The sequence below is a fragment of the Legionella erythra genome, assembly GCF_001467615.1.
GTDB classification, from domain to species: Bacteria; Pseudomonadota; Gammaproteobacteria; order Legionellales; family Legionellaceae; genus Legionella_C; species Legionella_C erythra.
In genome coordinates this window covers 102,862-115,712 of the sequence record NZ_LNYA01000024.1, presented here as the reverse complement: position 1 = coordinate 115,712, position 12,851 = coordinate 102,862, and the positions used below count along the sequence as shown (strand labels likewise).

Here is a 12,851-nt window from a genome sequence, read left to right as displayed (position 1 = left end):
TCCCGTCAGGTTGGTGTACCTTACATTGTTGTGTTTATGAACAAAGCGGATATGGTTGATGATCCAGAATTACTAGAGCTGGTTGAGATGGAAGTGCGCGACCTTCTGAGCAGTTACGAATTCCCTGGGGATGATATTCCAATTGTTGTTGGTTCTGCCTTAAAAGCATTGGAAGGGGATACCAGCGAGATTGGTGTACCTGCGATTGTTAAGCTGGTTGAGACCATGGACTCATACATTCCTGAGCCTGTCCGTAACATTGACAAGAGCTTCCTGTTGCCGATTGAAGACGTATTCTCTATTTCTGGCCGTGGAACAGTAGTCACAGGTCGTGTTGAGAGCGGTATTGTCAAAGTGGGTGAAGAAGTTGAGATTGTGGGTATCCGTGATACGCAGAAGACGACTTGCACCGGCGTTGAGATGTTCCGTAAATTGCTTGACGAAGGCCGTGCGGGTGATAACGTGGGTGTATTGTTACGTGGTACGAAGCGTGATGAAGTGGAGCGTGGTCAGGTATTGGCCAAGCCTGGCACCATCAAGCCGCACACCAAGTTTGAAGCGGAAGTATATGTTCTGTCAAAAGATGAGGGTGGTCGTCATACGCCATTTTTCAATGGTTACCGTCCCCAGTTCTATTTCAGAACGACAGACGTAACCGGTTCTTGCGACCTGCCGCAAGGTGTTGAAATGGTTATGCCTGGAGACAACGTCCAGATGACTGTAAATCTTCATTCACCCATCGCAATGGACGAAGGTTTACGTTTCGCGATTCGTGAAGGTGGCCGTACCGTTGGTGCGGGTGTTGTTGCAAAAATCATCGAGTGAGTAAAATGAGTAACCAACAAAACATTAAGATTCGTCTGAAATCATTTGATCATCGCTTGATTGATTCGTCAACTCGCGAAATCGTAGAGACAGCAAAACGTACTGGCGCACAAATCCGTGGGCCAATACCTTTGCCAATTAAAAAAGAGAAATTTACTGTATTGATTTCACCGCATGTTAACAAAGATGCTCGTGATCAATATGAATTACGTACCCATAAACGCCTGGTTGTCATTGTACATCCCACTGAGAAGACAGTTGATGCGCTAATGAAGCTTGATTTGGCTGCCGGGGTTGACGTTCAGATTAGCCTGGATGATGAATAATCCGGGCCAGGGATATTAACGAGGTGTTACAATGACTAATGGGTTAGTAGGCCGAAAAGTAGGCATGACACGAATTTTTACAGATGATGGTGTATCTGTACCTGTTTCTGTAGTAGAAGTATTGCCTAATCGTATCTCTCAACTGAAAACAGTTGAGGCAGATGGTTATATTGCAATTCAAATTACTGCTGGAACTAAAAAGGCAAGCCACGTGAGCAAACCTTTAGCCGGCCATTTTGCCAAGGCGCAAATTGAAGCGGGTGATATGATGTGTGAATTTCCAGTGGACACGTTAGATGGCTATAGTGTGGGTCAAACCCTGTCTGTCGCTGATGTTTTCACGGCCGGACAATATGTTGATGTTTCCGGGATTACCAAAGGTAAAGGATTCGCTGGTGGTGTAAAGCGCCATAACTTCCGTACTCAGGATGCCACGCACGGTAACTCTCGGTCGCATCGCGTTTTAGGTTCTATTGGTCAAAATCAGACCCCTGGACGCGTATTTAAAGGTAAAAAGATGGCAGGCCAATTGGGTAATGTGCGTTGCACAACTCAAAGCCTGGAATTGGTTCGTGTTGATAGTGACCGTAATCTTCTTTTGATTAAGGGTGCCATTCCCGGATGCCCTGGTGCACGAATTGAAGTAAGGCCCGCGGTTAAGAAGCAAGTAAGGGGCGAATAATGGAACTGATGACAAAAGATACTAATACTGCTGTAAGCGTAAGTGATCAGATTTTTGACTATCGTTACAATGAAGGTTTGATTCATCAGGCTGTCGTTACATTCATGAACAATGCACGCAGTGGCAACAGCGCTCAGAAAACCCGTTCTGAAGTTAGAGGCGGTGGTAAAAAGCCATGGCGCCAAAAAGGTACAGGCCGCGCAAGAGCGGGTACTATCCGAAGCCCTATCTGGCGCTCTGGTGGAGTGACCTTTGCATCAAAGAAAAGAGATTATTCGCAAAAACTTAACAAAAAAATGTACAAACGTGCTTTGCGTAGTATAATCTCCGAACTTCATCGTACAGACAGTCTTGTTGTGGTAAGCGATTTTGAATGTAAAACGCACAAAACCAAAGACTTTCTGACTAAAATGCAGGATTTAAACTTATCCAATGCATTAATTGTGATGAATGAAGTAGGTGAGCACGAATATTTGGCTTCTCGCAATTTGCATCAATATGATATTTGCGACGTTAACACGGTTGATCCAGTTAGCTTGCTGCGATTCGAGAAAGTATTAATGACTGGCGATGCAGTGAAGAGTTTAGAGGAGTTGTTACAATGAATGCAGAGCGATTATTAATGGTTCTAAAAGAGCCACATACCTCTGAAAAAGCAACTGTAATGGCTGACAAGTTCAAGCAATTCACGTTTAAAGTTTTAAAAACTGCGACCAAACAGGAAATTAAACACGCTGTTGAGCAAATGTTTAAAGTCAAAGTTAAAAGCGTGACAGTAATGAACGTTAAAGGCAAAAGCAAACGCTTCAAACAATTAAGTGGTAAACGAAGCGATTGGAAAAAAGCATTTGTAGCATTACATGAAGGTCATGATATTGACTTTACAGTGACAGAATAAGGCAGATTAAGATGGCATTATTAAAATCGAAACCAACATCACCAGGTAAACGTGGTGAACTAAGGGTTGTCCACCATCATATCCATAAAGGTCAACCTCACTCTGCTCTTGTTGAAAAATTAAACAAGACTGGTGGTCGGAATAACCAGGGTCGCATTACTGTCCGTCATATCGGTGGAGGCGTTCGTGCCAAATACCGTATTATTGATTTTAAGCGCAATAAAGACGGTATCGAGGCGCGCGTTGAGCGGATTGAATATGATCCAAACCGCTCTGCATTAATTGCTCTGGTTGTATACAAAGATGGTGAGCGCCGTTACATCATTGCTCCAGCAGGTTTGGAAGCAGGTCAGGCCATTATTAGTGGCGAAGACTCACCTATCAGTACTGGCAACTGTTTGCCGCTGCGAAATATTCCGGTCGGTACCACTATTCATTGTGTGGAAATGAAACCTGGCAAAGGTGCGCAGTTGTTAAGAAGTGCTGGATGCAGCGGACAAATCGTTGCGAAAGAAGGTGCTTATGCCACTTTAAAGCTTCGTTCAGGTGAAATGCGCAAAGTGCTGACTACCTGTAGAGCTGTTATTGGCGAGGTCAGCAACAGTGAGCATAGCTTAAGGGCCTTAGGTAAAGCGGGTGCAAAACGCTGGCGTGGTATTCGACCCACTGTGCGTGGTGTGGCCATGAACCCGGTTGACCACCCACATGGTGGTGGTGAAGGTAGAACTTCAGGCGGTAGACATCCAGTTACTCCATGGGGTGTACCTACCAAAGGCTATAAAACCCGTAGTAACAAGCGCACTGACCGTTTCATCGTCAGAGGTCGCAAGAAGAAATAATTAGTTAAGAGGATATCACAGTGCCACGTTCTATTAGAAAAGGTCCCTTCGTTGATGGTCATCTGTTAGCAAAAGTTGAAGCGGCTATTGCGTCAAAATCAAAAAAACCAATTAAGACCTGGTCAAGACGTTCAACGATAACACCTGAGATGATTGATCTGACTTTGGCTGTTCATAATGGTAAAGATCACGTACCGGTGTTCATTACAGACAATATGGTTGGTCATAAATTAGGTGAGTTTGCTATGACTCGTACATTCAAAGGCCACTCTGGCGACAGAAAAGCCAAGGGTAAGTAAGAGGCAATGATGGAAGTTACAGCTAAATTAAGAAATGCACCTTTGTCTGCCCAAAAAGGGAGATTGGTTGCAAATATGATTCGCAAAATGGATGTCTCAGGAGCTTTAGACGTTCTACGTTTTACTCCCAAAAAAGGCGCCCAGTTAATGCTGAAATTGTTGGAATCTGCTATTGCCAATGCAGAAAACAACAATGGAGCGGACATTGACGAATTAAAAGTTGGTATGGTTTGTGTTGATGAGGCAATGACATTGAAGCGCATCAGCCCCAGAGCAAAGGGACGTGCGAATCGCATATGCAAACGTACATGCCATATCACGATAAAAGTGTCAGACGAGGAATAGCAATGGGACAGAAAGTAAACCCTATAGGTATCCGTTTAGGTATTATTAGAGACTGGAATTCCAAGTGGTATGCCAGTAAAGACTATGGCCGATTGCTTAATCAGGATATTAACTTAAGAAAAGATCTTAAGAAAAAATTAATGGCTGCTGCCGTTAGCCGTATTCAGATTGAACGGCCGGCTAATAATGCAGTTGTTACCATTCATACTGCCCGCCCCGGAGTCATTATTGGTAAAAAGGGTGGCGGTATTGAGTCTCTGCGTGGCGATATCGCTAAACAGCTTGGTGTTCCTGTTCACTTGAACATTGAAGAAGTCCGTAAGCCTGAGCTGGATTCTACGCTGGTTGCAGAAGGCATTGCGCAACAGCTGGAACAACGCGTTATGTTCAGAAGAGCCATGAAGCGCGCCGTAACTTCAGCAATGAAAGCAGGCGCTAAAGGCATCAAGATTTGCGTGAGTGGACGTCTTGGTGGCGCTGAGATTGCACGAAGCGAATGGTATCGTGAAGGCCGTGTGCCCTTACATACTTTCCGTGCAGATGTTGATTACGGAACTGCAGAAGCCAAGACTACTTATGGCATCATTGGTGTGAAAGTCTGGATTTTCAAAGGCGAAATTCTGCCCCAAAAGAATCGTAATGCTGAAAGCAATAAATGAGTGAGGATTTTTAATCATGCTACAGCCTAAACGTACAAAATATCGTAAACAAATGAAAGGCCGCAATCGCGGACTGGCCCAACGCGGCAGTAAAGTAAGCTTTGGGGAGTTTGGATTGAAAGCACTTGAGCGCGGCCGTTTGACTGCGCGTCAGATTGAAGCAGCTCGTCGAGCCATGACTCGTCATATTAAGCGTGGCGGTAAAATCTGGATTCGTGTATTCCCGGACAAGCCAATCACTCAGAAGCCTCTTGAAGTCCGACAAGGTAAGGGTAAAGGTAACGTTGAGTATTGGGTTGCCCAAATTCAGCCTGGTAAAGTTTTGTTTGAAATGGAAGGCGTTACCAAAGAATTGGCTATGGAAGCGTTTAATCTTGCCAAAGCTAAATTACCTTTCAAGGTTATATTTGAAGAAAGAACGGTGATGTAATGAAAAAGATTAATGAACTTAGAAATTTATCATCTGACGAACTGAACGCCGAATTATTAACTCTGCGCAAAAAGCAGTTTGAACTGCGTATGAAAAAGGCAAATGGTTCTTTAGATAAGACCCATCTTGTTTCTCAAGTCAGAAGAGCGGTGGCGAGAGTTAAAACCATTATGACAGAAAAGGTTGGAAAGAGTGATGTCAAATAGTGAATCAAATGCAAGAACAATAGTTGGTAAAGTTGTTAGCAATAAAATGCAAAAAACTATTGTTGTGATGGTCGAAAGGACTGTAAAGCATCCGAAGTATGGAAAAATCATGAAGCGCAGAACAAAACTGCATGCTCATGATGAGCAACAAGTCGGACAAATTGGTAATACCGTAAGAATACGCGAATCTAGACCCCTCTCTAAAACAAAAAGTTGGGTTTTAGTCGAAGTTATTTCTTAATTTGACTTGATCACTTTTAAAATTCCAGAAGGGCTGATATAATCAGCAACCTTTTTCTGGTCGAATTTAGAGCTGGAGATAAGAATGATACAAATGCAGACTGTGCTTGATGTTGCAGACAACAGCGGCGCACGCAAAGTGATGTGTATCAAAGTGCTTGGTGGTTCACACAGACGCTATGCTCGCGTTGGTGATGTCATTAAAGTAAGCATTAAAGATGCAATTCCACGTAGCAAAGTAAAAAAGGGTGCGGTAATGAAGGCCGTCGTTGTGAGAACCAGTCAAGGTGTTCGCCGTGACGATGGTTCACTCATTCGTTTTGATGGTAATGCAGCAGTATTGCTGAATAACCAGGATGAGCCTATTGGTACACGTATATTTGGCCCGGTTACCCGTGAGCTTAGAGAAAGATTTATGAAAATCATTTCTTTAGCTGCAGAAGTTTTGTAAGAAGGATTAGATATGAAGCGTATTAGATCAGGTGATACTGTTATTGTTATCGCCGGAAAAAGTAAAGGCCATGTCGGTAAAGTCAAACGTGTTAGTGATAAAGGTGTCGTTGTTGAAGGTGCGAACCTGATCAAAAAACATGTTAAGCCTAATCCTCAAATTAACCAAAAGGGCGGTATTGTTACGCTGGAAGCTGCTTTAGATGTTTCTAATGTGGCAATGTACAACCCAGTATCCAAAAAAGCTGACAAGGTTGGTTTTAAGTTTATTGAAAAAGATGGCAACAACATCAAAGTAAGATACTTTAAATCCAATGACGAAGTTATTGATTTGGTCTAATTAGGTGGCTGAAATGGCAAGACTTGAAGAGTTATATAAAGATAAAATAGTCGAAGTAATGATGAAAAAATTCGGCTATAAGAGTGTAATGGAAGTCCCGAGGATTACCAAAATTACATTAAATATGGGTGTCGGCGAAGCGGTTGGTGATAAAAAAGTCATGGAACATGCTGTGAAAGACATGACCCTTATTTCAGGCCAAAAACCAGTTGTGACCAAAGCAAGAAAATCCATTGCTGGATTTAAAATTCGTGAAGGTTGGCCAATTGGCTGTAAAGTGACTCTGCGTCGTAAGCGCATGTATGAGTTCCTTGACAGATTGATTACTATTACATTACCTCGTGTAAGAGATTTTCGCGGTTTAAATCCCAAGTCCTTCGATGGTACTGGTAATTACAGTATGGGTATTCATGAGCAAATCGTTTTTCCTGAAATTGACTACGATAAGACTGATGGTATTCGCGGGTTAGACATTTGTATCACAACAAGTGCAAAAACCAATGAAGAAGCAAAGGCTTTACTAGAAGCATTCAATTTGCCTTTGAAAGACAGAGACAAACACTAAGAAGGGTATTATTGTGGCTAGAAAATCGAAGCTCGAAAAATCTAAAAACTGTGAAGCATTAATAGAAAAATACGCAGAGCGCAGAAAAGAATTAAAAATTTTAATTAAGTCTTCTCAGGATTTTGATGCAATTATGGATGCCCAGGCAAAATTAGCCAAGCTGCCATTAAATTCAAATCCTGTCAGACACACGACACGTTGCCAGCAATGTGGTCGACCTCATGCCGTTTATCGTAAGTTTGGTTTATGCAGAATTTGCTTAAGACAGGAACTCATGACTGGCAATGTCACAGGCGGCCGCAAGTCCAGCTGGTAATTTTTATTCTATGGAGAACAACGGTGAGTATGCATGATCCAGTAGCTGATATGTTGACAAGAATTCGCAATGGTCAACAAGCTAAACATCAGAGTGTCTCTTTAATTTCATCTAAATTGAAAGAAGAGATTGCTCGGGTATTAAAAGAAGAAGGTTATATTCTTGATTATTCTGTTGAGCCTTTGGCAAATAACCTGAAGTCCATGACCATTAATCTGAAGTATTATCATGGACGACCGGTTATCGAGCGTATTTTACGCATTAGCAGACCTGGTTTAAGAGTATATAAATCATCTAAAGATTTACGATCAGTCTCTGGATTCGGTGTGGCTATCCTGTCTACCTCTAAAGGTGTCATGACTCATAAGACGGCCAAATCTAATGGGGTTGGCGGTGAAGTGCTCTGTGAAGTAGCCTAATAGTTGCGAGGAAAATTATGTCTAGAGTAGCAAAAGCCCCAGTCCGACTGCCTGCCAATGTTCAGCTTCAGGTAGCCAAGGACCACTTGATTGTTAAGGGTCCTAAAGGGGAACTTACACAACATTTAAATAAGCATGTCAGTGTGACTCCCAGTGCTGAAGATGCCAATTTGATAATCTTTAAACCAGCCTCCAATGATCCAAATGGATGGGCGCAAGCCGGTACAACCAGAGCATTGGTTAATAACATGGTGAAAGGTGTAACAACTGGTTTTGATTTGACTCTTGAGCTTGTTGGTGTTGGATACCGTGCTCAGGCGGCTGGAAAATCGTTAACCCTGTCTTTAGGTTTTTCCCATCCAGTAGAATATGCATTACCTGCTGGTGTCACAGCCGAAACGCCAAACAATACTACTGTTATTTTACGCGGTATTGATAAGCAATTGTTAGGTCAGGCTGCTTCTGAGATCAGAGCATTCAGACCGCCAGAGCCTTATAAAGGCAAAGGCGTTAAATATGCTGGCGAGCAGATCGCTCGTAAAGAAGCCAAGAAGAAATAAGGTTTAGATCATGAAAAAGCAGGTTGCACGTATTAGACGTGGTTTAAAAACAAAAGCGCTGTTAAAAAGTTCTAATCGTCCACGATTAGTCGTTTACCGCAGTGCTTCTCATATTTACTCTCAAATTGTTGTTCGCAGCGAAAAAGGTGATTTGACACTGGTGTCTGCGTCAACGGTTGATAAAGAGTTAAAATCTTCCCTGTCTGGAACGAAAGTTGAACAGGCACAGCAAGTCGGTAAATTGCTTGGTGAGCGTGCTAAGGCGAAACAAATTGTTGACGTTTCATTCGACCGTGCCGGATATAAATATCATGGCCGTGTTCAGGCATTGGCCAACGGCGCCCGCGAAGCTGGTTTGAATTTTTAAGGAACGGTTATGGCATTTGTTGATGATCAAAAAATGAGTGATGGATACCAAGAGAAATTAGTATCAGTTACTCGTACAGCAAAAGTAGTGAAGGGTGGACGTGTATTTGGTTTTGCCGTTCTTGTTGTAATTGGTGATGGTAAAGGTAAAGTCGGTTACGGTCGAGGTAAAGCACGTGAAGTGCCTATTGCTATTCAAAAAGCAATGGAACAAGCCAGAAAAAACATGACTTACATTCCTCTGGCAGGAAAAACCATTCATCACGAAATTACTTGGAGTTATGGCGCATCGAAAGTATTCATGAAGCCTGCCAGTGAAGGTACCGGTATCATTGCTGGTGGCGCCATGCGTGCAGTATTGGAAGTTCTGGGTGTCCAAAACATTTCTGCTAAAAGCATTGGTTCGACTAACCCAAGCAATATTGTTCGGGCAACGATTGGTGCTTTGACTCATATCGGTACGCCAGATTATGTGGCCGCCAAGCGTGGTAAAACTGTTGAAGAAATAATGGCAGACTAATCATGAGCAAAAGCAAAAATTTAAAAATTACCCTAGTCAAAAGTACTATCGGACGAAAACCTAAACATATCGCTATAGTCAAGCAATTAGGCCTTGGAAAGTTGAACAGCAGTGTTGTCCACAAGGACATTCCTGCTATCCGTGGTCTTATTAATTCAGTTAACTATATGTTGCAAGTTGAGGAATGTGCATAATGAATTTAAATACACTTTCTCCTAATCCAGGCTCCAGACCCTCTAAGCGTCGCCTTGGTCGTGGTATTGGATCGGGTCTGGGTAAAACCAGTGGTAAAGGCCATAAAGGGCAAAAGGCTCGTGCAGGCGGCTTCCATAAAATTAATTTTGAGGGCGGTCAAATGCCAATTCAGAGAAGGTTACCCAAAATGGGTTTCAAGTCTCGAATTGCCAAGACTGTTGACGAGGTGACTTTATCTGAGTTAGCCCTGATTAAGTCGGAAGTGATTGATATTGAAGTGCTGCGTTCAGCTGGCTTAATCAGCCGAGCGATTCAAAGCGTTAAAGTCATTCAGTCTGGTGAAATTACTGTTCCTGTCAAACTAAAAGGATTGCGTGTTACGAAAGGTGCCCGCAGTGCGATTGAGCAGGCTGGCGGAAGCATAGAAGAGTGACTATGAATAATGCGAGGCAAATAGCTGGCCAATCCAGGGGTGGATTGGCTGAATTGAAGGCTAGATTAATTTTTGTGGTAATAGCAATCCTCGTTTATCGTTTGGGTGCTCATATTCCAGTTCCTGGTTTGGATCCACAAAAGTTGGCTAATTTCTTTGGTGAGCAGCAGAATACCATTTTTGGTTTATTCAATATGTTTTCGGGTGGTGCCTTATCCCGTGTGACCGTGTTTGCTATAGGAATTATGCCTTATATTTCAGCATCAATTATCATTCAACTTTTTTCCGTTGTATCCCCTAAACTGGATCAACTAAAAAAAGAGGGTGAAAGTGGTCGTCGCAAGATTAATCAATATACCCGTTATTTGACGTTGTTACTGGCCATTTTCCAATCTTTAGGTATGTCCCGATGGTTAGCCGGACAGCATATTGCCCTAAACCCAGATTTCTTTTTCTACTTTACCTCGGTTGTGACATTGGTCACAGGTACAATGTTCCTCATGTGGTTGGGAGAGCAAATCACTGCAAAGGGTGTAGGTAACGGTATCTCATTAATTATCTTTTCAGGTATCGTATCCAGTATGCCTCATGCTATAGCCTCTGTGTTTCAACAGGTGCGCGAAGGACAAATGCAGGGGTTGTCATTGGTTTTGATTGGCATCATTGTTGTGGTGGTAACCGGCTTTGTGGTGTTCATGGAGCGGGCCCAGAGGCGTATTCGTGTCAATTATGCGCAGCGTACACACGGACGCAAGGTCTATGCCGCACAAACCAGTCATTTGCCTCTGAAGATTAACATGTCAGGGGTGATACCGCCTATTTTTGCTTCCAGTATTATTTTACTGCCAGCGACGTTGGCTCAGTTCTTCTCTAAAACAAAAGGGATGAGCTGGCTTGCTGATGTGGGTATGGCCTTATCACCTGGTCAACCGCTGTATTTAATTGTCTATGCGATTGCGATTATAGGGTTTGCATTCTTTTATGCAGCCTTGGTCTTCAATCCAAAGGATACGGCTGAAAACCTGAAAAAGTCAGGCGCTTATATTCCCGGCATTCGGCCTGGTGAGCAAACGACCCGATATATTGATTCCGTGATGACTCGACTCACGTTAATCGGCGCTATCTATCTGGTACTGGTTTGCTTATTGCCACAAATTTTGATGTATACCTGGCATGTGCCTTTTTATTTTGGCGGAACTTCACTTTTAATCATCGTCGTTGTAATTATGGATTTTGTTGCGCAAGTACAAGCCCATTTGATGACACAGCAATATGATTCATTGATGAAAAAGGCCAATTTCAAAGGGACGAAGTTGCCCGGTCTTTTATGATTATTATCGGAGTTATTAATGAAAGTTAGAGCATCAGTTAAACGAATTTGCCGTAACTGTAAAATTATTAAGCGTAGCGGAACTATACGTGTTATTTGTAAAGACGCAAGGCATAAACAAAAGCAAGGTTAATTCCTGCTTGATTTTGGATCAATATAATAGTATTCTTCTGTCCCTTTCTGGCAGAACAAAATAACGTTCGGAGAGATTTAATGGCTCGTATTGCAGGTGTGAATATACCGGATCACAAACACATAGTGATTGCACTTACGTCGATTTATGGAATTGGCAAAACCACATCAAAAAAATTGTGTGAGGCGGTTGGCATTGACACCGCAACCAAGGTTTCACAACTGTCAGAAGACAAGTTGGAAGCTTTGCGTACTGAGATTGCCAAGATGACTGTTGAAGGTGATTTGCGTCGTGTTGTTACAATGAATATCAAGCGTCTTATGGACCTGGGTTGTTACCGTGGGTTGCGTCACCGCCGAGGGTTGCCGTTAAGGGGCCAACGTACGAAAACCAATGCTCGTACGCGAAAAGGTCGCCGTAAAGGTACAAGTAATTAATTTAGGATAGTAAGATGGCAAAGCAAAAGACTAGAAAAAAAGTTAAACGTGTCGTTTCTGATGGAATCGTACATGTTCATGCATCATTCAATAATACGATTGTAACGTTTACTGATCGTCAGGGTAATGCATTATGTTGGGCAACCTCCGGTGGTTCCGGGTTCCGTGGCTCAAGAAAAAGTACCCCCTATGCTGCTCAGGTTGCAACTGAAAGAGCTTCTCTGGTGGCAAAAGAGTATGGCATGAAATCAGTAGCTGTATTTGTCCATGGCCCTGGCCCAGGTCGTGAATCCACTATTCGCGAATTGATATCACAGGATTTCAAAATTGTTGAAATTACTGATGTGACAGGCATACCGCATAATGGATGCAAACCACCTAAAAAACGACGTGTTTAAGAGATTCAGGAGTAATTAATGGCTAGATATCTTGGTCCAAAGTGTAAGCTATCTCGTAGAGAGGGAACAGACCTCTATTTGAAAAGTGGCGTACGCGACCATAAATCAAAATGTAAATCTGAAAAATTGCCTGGTCAGCACGGTGGTAATCGACCACGCTTAAGTGATTATGGTTTACAGTTACGTGAAAAACAAAAAATCCGCCGTTTATATGGTGTGTTGGAAAAGCAATTCCGTAATTATTACAAAAAGGCTGCAAGTCAAAAAGGCGCTACCGGTGAAAACCTGATGATTCTGTTAGAAAGCCGCCTGGATAATGTTGTTTATCGTATGGGATTTGCCAGTACACGTGCTGAAGCTCGACAATTAGTCTCTCACAAGGCTATCCTTGTAAACGATGAGTTGGTGAATGTTCCTTCTTATCTTGTTAAGGCAGGCGATATTATTTCTGTTCGCCAGAAGGCAAAAAACCAGGGTCGCATTCAAGCTGCCGTTGCATTATCCGAGCAACGTGCTTCTTGTGATTGGTTAACTGTTGATAGCAGTGCTTTTAAGGGTACTTTTACAACGGCACCCACATTAAATGACTTGTCTTCATCCTATAATGTTAATTTAGTTGTAGAACTTTACTCTAAGTAAG

Annotated in this window: 27 protein-coding genes; all 27 read left to right on the top strand. The window is 42.7% G+C overall.

The window, feature by feature from the left end:
• Positions 1 to 825 (top strand): elongation factor Tu (locus Lery_RS07375; RefSeq protein WP_058526839.1); only part of this gene is annotated, 825 nt, incomplete at its 5' end.
• A gap of 5 nt (positions 826 to 830) precedes the next feature.
• Positions 831 to 1,151, top strand: a complete 321-nt coding sequence (rpsJ, locus tag Lery_RS07370) for a 30S ribosomal protein S10 (protein ID WP_058526623.1) — start codon at positions 831 to 833, stop codon at positions 1,149 to 1,151.
• Positions 1,152 to 1,182: 31 nt separating this feature from the next.
• Positions 1,183 to 1,833 carry a 50S ribosomal protein L3 gene (gene rplC, locus Lery_RS07365; protein ID WP_058526622.1) on the top strand — a complete coding sequence of 217 codons (651 nt, stop codon included), beginning with the start codon at positions 1,183 to 1,185 and terminating at the stop codon, positions 1,831 to 1,833.
• Complete coding sequence (gene rplD, locus Lery_RS07360; protein ID WP_058526621.1) at positions 1,833 to 2,438, top strand: 50S ribosomal protein L4; 606 nt, start codon at positions 1,833 to 1,835, stop codon at positions 2,436 to 2,438. Before rplC ends, rplD begins: the two co-directional genes overlap by 1 nt.
• Positions 2,435 to 2,731, top strand: a complete 297-nt coding sequence (gene rplW / locus Lery_RS07355) for a 50S ribosomal protein L23 (RefSeq protein WP_058526620.1) — start codon at positions 2,435 to 2,437, stop codon at positions 2,729 to 2,731. The genes rplD and rplW overlap by 4 nt, the downstream gene beginning before the upstream one ends.
• An 11-nt stretch (positions 2,732 to 2,742) precedes the next feature.
• On the top strand, positions 2,743 to 3,570 hold the full coding sequence (gene rplB, locus Lery_RS07350; RefSeq protein WP_058526619.1) for a 50S ribosomal protein L2: 828 nt from the start codon (positions 2,743 to 2,745) through the stop codon (positions 3,568 to 3,570).
• A gap of 20 nt (positions 3,571 to 3,590) precedes the next feature.
• Positions 3,591 to 3,869, top strand: a complete 279-nt coding sequence (gene rpsS / locus Lery_RS07345) for a 30S ribosomal protein S19 (RefSeq protein ID WP_058526618.1) — start codon at positions 3,591 to 3,593, stop codon at positions 3,867 to 3,869.
• A gap of 9 nt (positions 3,870 to 3,878) precedes the next feature.
• Positions 3,879 to 4,214, top strand: a complete 336-nt coding sequence (gene rplV / locus Lery_RS07340) for a 50S ribosomal protein L22 (protein ID WP_058526838.1) — start codon at positions 3,879 to 3,881, stop codon at positions 4,212 to 4,214.
• 2 nt (positions 4,215 to 4,216) lie between these two features.
• Complete coding sequence (rpsC, locus tag Lery_RS07335) at positions 4,217 to 4,873, top strand: 30S ribosomal protein S3 (RefSeq protein ID WP_058526617.1); 657 nt, start codon at positions 4,217 to 4,219, stop codon at positions 4,871 to 4,873.
• A 16-nt stretch (positions 4,874 to 4,889) separates the two neighbouring features.
• Complete coding sequence (rplP, locus tag Lery_RS07330; RefSeq protein WP_058526616.1) at positions 4,890 to 5,303, top strand: 50S ribosomal protein L16; 414 nt, start codon at positions 4,890 to 4,892, stop codon at positions 5,301 to 5,303.
• Positions 5,303 to 5,509 carry a 50S ribosomal protein L29 gene (gene rpmC / locus Lery_RS07325; protein ID WP_058526615.1) on the top strand — a complete coding sequence of 69 codons (207 nt, stop codon included), beginning with the start codon at positions 5,303 to 5,305 and terminating at the stop codon, positions 5,507 to 5,509. The genes rplP and rpmC overlap by 1 nt, the downstream gene beginning before the upstream one ends.
• A complete protein-coding gene (rpsQ, locus tag Lery_RS07320; protein ID WP_131751060.1) occupies positions 5,496 to 5,750 on the top strand; it encodes a 30S ribosomal protein S17 in 255 nt (84 codons plus the stop codon). Before rpmC ends, rpsQ begins: the two co-directional genes overlap by 14 nt.
• Positions 5,751 to 5,834: 84 nt before the next feature.
• Entirely contained in the window at positions 5,835 to 6,200 is a 366-nt protein-coding gene (gene rplN / locus Lery_RS07315; RefSeq protein ID WP_058483721.1) for a 50S ribosomal protein L14, read from the top strand.
• Positions 6,201 to 6,212: 12 nt separating this feature from the next.
• Entirely contained in the window at positions 6,213 to 6,539 is a 327-nt protein-coding gene (gene rplX, locus Lery_RS07310; RefSeq protein ID WP_058526613.1) for a 50S ribosomal protein L24, read from the top strand.
• A 13-nt stretch (positions 6,540 to 6,552) separates the two neighbouring features.
• The gene (gene rplE, locus Lery_RS07305) at positions 6,553 to 7,104 is read left to right on the top strand and encodes a 50S ribosomal protein L5 (RefSeq protein ID WP_058526612.1); all 552 of its coding nucleotides are present in this window, start codon (positions 6,553 to 6,555) and stop codon (positions 7,102 to 7,104) included.
• A 10-nt stretch (positions 7,105 to 7,114) separates the two neighbouring features.
• Complete coding sequence (gene rpsN / locus Lery_RS07300; protein ID WP_420324152.1) at positions 7,115 to 7,420, top strand: 30S ribosomal protein S14; 306 nt, start codon at positions 7,115 to 7,117, stop codon at positions 7,418 to 7,420.
• A 29-nt stretch (positions 7,421 to 7,449) separates the two neighbouring features.
• Complete coding sequence (rpsH, locus tag Lery_RS07295; RefSeq protein WP_207385443.1) at positions 7,450 to 7,839, top strand: 30S ribosomal protein S8; 390 nt, start codon at positions 7,450 to 7,452, stop codon at positions 7,837 to 7,839.
• A gap of 17 nt (positions 7,840 to 7,856) precedes the next feature.
• The gene (gene rplF / locus Lery_RS07290; protein WP_058526609.1) at positions 7,857 to 8,399 is read left to right on the top strand and encodes a 50S ribosomal protein L6; all 543 of its coding nucleotides are present in this window, start codon (positions 7,857 to 7,859) and stop codon (positions 8,397 to 8,399) included.
• Between the two features lie 10 nt (positions 8,400 to 8,409).
• Entirely contained in the window at positions 8,410 to 8,766 is a 357-nt protein-coding gene (gene rplR, locus Lery_RS07285) for a 50S ribosomal protein L18 (protein WP_058526608.1), read from the top strand.
• 9 nt (positions 8,767 to 8,775) lie between these two features.
• Entirely contained in the window at positions 8,776 to 9,285 is a 510-nt protein-coding gene (rpsE, locus tag Lery_RS07280; RefSeq protein WP_058526607.1) for a 30S ribosomal protein S5, read from the top strand.
• A gap of 2 nt (positions 9,286 to 9,287) precedes the next feature.
• Positions 9,288 to 9,479 (top strand): 50S ribosomal protein L30, encoded by a 192-nt coding sequence (rpmD, locus tag Lery_RS07275; RefSeq protein ID WP_058526606.1) that lies wholly within the window; start codon positions 9,288 to 9,290, stop codon positions 9,477 to 9,479.
• Positions 9,479 to 9,913, top strand: coding sequence for a 50S ribosomal protein L15 (gene rplO / locus Lery_RS07270; protein WP_058526605.1), 435 nt, complete (start codon positions 9,479 to 9,481; stop codon positions 9,911 to 9,913). Before rpmD ends, rplO begins: the two co-directional genes overlap by 1 nt.
• 2 nt (positions 9,914 to 9,915) lie before the next feature.
• Entirely contained in the window at positions 9,916 to 11,244 is a 1,329-nt protein-coding gene (secY, locus tag Lery_RS07265; RefSeq protein WP_058526604.1) for a preprotein translocase subunit SecY, read from the top strand.
• An 18-nt stretch (positions 11,245 to 11,262) separates the two neighbouring features.
• The gene (gene rpmJ, locus Lery_RS14980; protein ID WP_010946099.1) at positions 11,263 to 11,376 is read left to right on the top strand and encodes a 50S ribosomal protein L36; all 114 of its coding nucleotides are present in this window, start codon (positions 11,263 to 11,265) and stop codon (positions 11,374 to 11,376) included.
• 80 nt (positions 11,377 to 11,456) lie between these two features.
• A complete protein-coding gene (rpsM, locus tag Lery_RS07260; RefSeq protein WP_058526603.1) occupies positions 11,457 to 11,813 on the top strand; it encodes a 30S ribosomal protein S13 in 357 nt (118 codons plus the stop codon).
• A gap of 14 nt (positions 11,814 to 11,827) precedes the next feature.
• Positions 11,828 to 12,211, top strand: coding sequence for a 30S ribosomal protein S11 (rpsK, locus tag Lery_RS07255; RefSeq protein ID WP_058526602.1), 384 nt, complete (start codon positions 11,828 to 11,830; stop codon positions 12,209 to 12,211).
• Positions 12,212 to 12,229: 18 nt separating this feature from the next.
• A complete protein-coding gene (rpsD, locus tag Lery_RS07250) occupies positions 12,230 to 12,850 on the top strand; it encodes a 30S ribosomal protein S4 (RefSeq protein ID WP_058526601.1) in 621 nt (206 codons plus the stop codon).
• Position 12,851: the final 1 nt, after the last annotated feature.

Bases quoted from the DNA above. Each gene is read 5' to 3' on its own strand.
- rpsJ (WP_058526623.1), top strand. From the start codon at position 831: ATGAGTAACCAACAAAACATTAAGATTCGTCTGAAATCATTTGATCAT.
- secY (WP_058526604.1), top strand. From the start codon at position 9,916: ATGAATAATGCGAGGCAAATAGCTGGCCAATCCAGGGGTGGATTGGCT.
- rplR (WP_058526608.1), top strand. From the start codon at position 8,410: ATGAAAAAGCAGGTTGCACGTATTAGACGTGGTTTAAAAACAAAAGCG.
- rpsK (WP_058526602.1), top strand. From the start codon at position 11,828: ATGGCAAAGCAAAAGACTAGAAAAAAAGTTAAACGTGTCGTTTCTGAT.
- rpsH (WP_207385443.1), top strand. From the start codon at position 7,450: ATGCATGATCCAGTAGCTGATATGTTGACAAGAATTCGCAATGGTCAA.
- rplW (WP_058526620.1), top strand. From the start codon at position 2,435: ATGAATGCAGAGCGATTATTAATGGTTCTAAAAGAGCCACATACCTCT.
- rpsM (WP_058526603.1), top strand. From the start codon at position 11,457: ATGGCTCGTATTGCAGGTGTGAATATACCGGATCACAAACACATAGTG.
- rplN (WP_058483721.1), top strand. From the start codon at position 5,835: ATGATACAAATGCAGACTGTGCTTGATGTTGCAGACAACAGCGGCGCA.
- rplE (WP_058526612.1), top strand. From the start codon at position 6,553: ATGGCAAGACTTGAAGAGTTATATAAAGATAAAATAGTCGAAGTAATG.
- rplP (WP_058526616.1), top strand. From the start codon at position 4,890: ATGCTACAGCCTAAACGTACAAAATATCGTAAACAAATGAAAGGCCGC.
- rplX (WP_058526613.1), top strand. From the start codon at position 6,213: ATGAAGCGTATTAGATCAGGTGATACTGTTATTGTTATCGCCGGAAAA.
- rplC (WP_058526622.1), top strand. From the start codon at position 1,183: ATGACTAATGGGTTAGTAGGCCGAAAAGTAGGCATGACACGAATTTTT.
- rplD (WP_058526621.1), top strand. From the start codon at position 1,833: ATGGAACTGATGACAAAAGATACTAATACTGCTGTAAGCGTAAGTGAT.
- rpsC (WP_058526617.1), top strand. From the start codon at position 4,217: ATGGGACAGAAAGTAAACCCTATAGGTATCCGTTTAGGTATTATTAGA.
- rplV (WP_058526838.1), top strand. From the start codon at position 3,879: ATGGAAGTTACAGCTAAATTAAGAAATGCACCTTTGTCTGCCCAAAAA.
- rpsE (WP_058526607.1), top strand. From the start codon at position 8,776: ATGGCATTTGTTGATGATCAAAAAATGAGTGATGGATACCAAGAGAAA.
- rplB (WP_058526619.1), top strand. From the start codon at position 2,743: ATGGCATTATTAAAATCGAAACCAACATCACCAGGTAAACGTGGTGAA.
- rpmC (WP_058526615.1), top strand. From the start codon at position 5,303: ATGAAAAAGATTAATGAACTTAGAAATTTATCATCTGACGAACTGAAC.
- rplF (WP_058526609.1), top strand. From the start codon at position 7,857: ATGTCTAGAGTAGCAAAAGCCCCAGTCCGACTGCCTGCCAATGTTCAG.
- rpsD (WP_058526601.1), top strand. From the start codon at position 12,230: ATGGCTAGATATCTTGGTCCAAAGTGTAAGCTATCTCGTAGAGAGGGA.
- rpmJ (WP_010946099.1), top strand. From the start codon at position 11,263: ATGAAAGTTAGAGCATCAGTTAAACGAATTTGCCGTAACTGTAAAATT.
- rplO (WP_058526605.1), top strand. From the start codon at position 9,479: ATGAATTTAAATACACTTTCTCCTAATCCAGGCTCCAGACCCTCTAAG.
- rpmD (WP_058526606.1), top strand. From the start codon at position 9,288: ATGAGCAAAAGCAAAAATTTAAAAATTACCCTAGTCAAAAGTACTATC.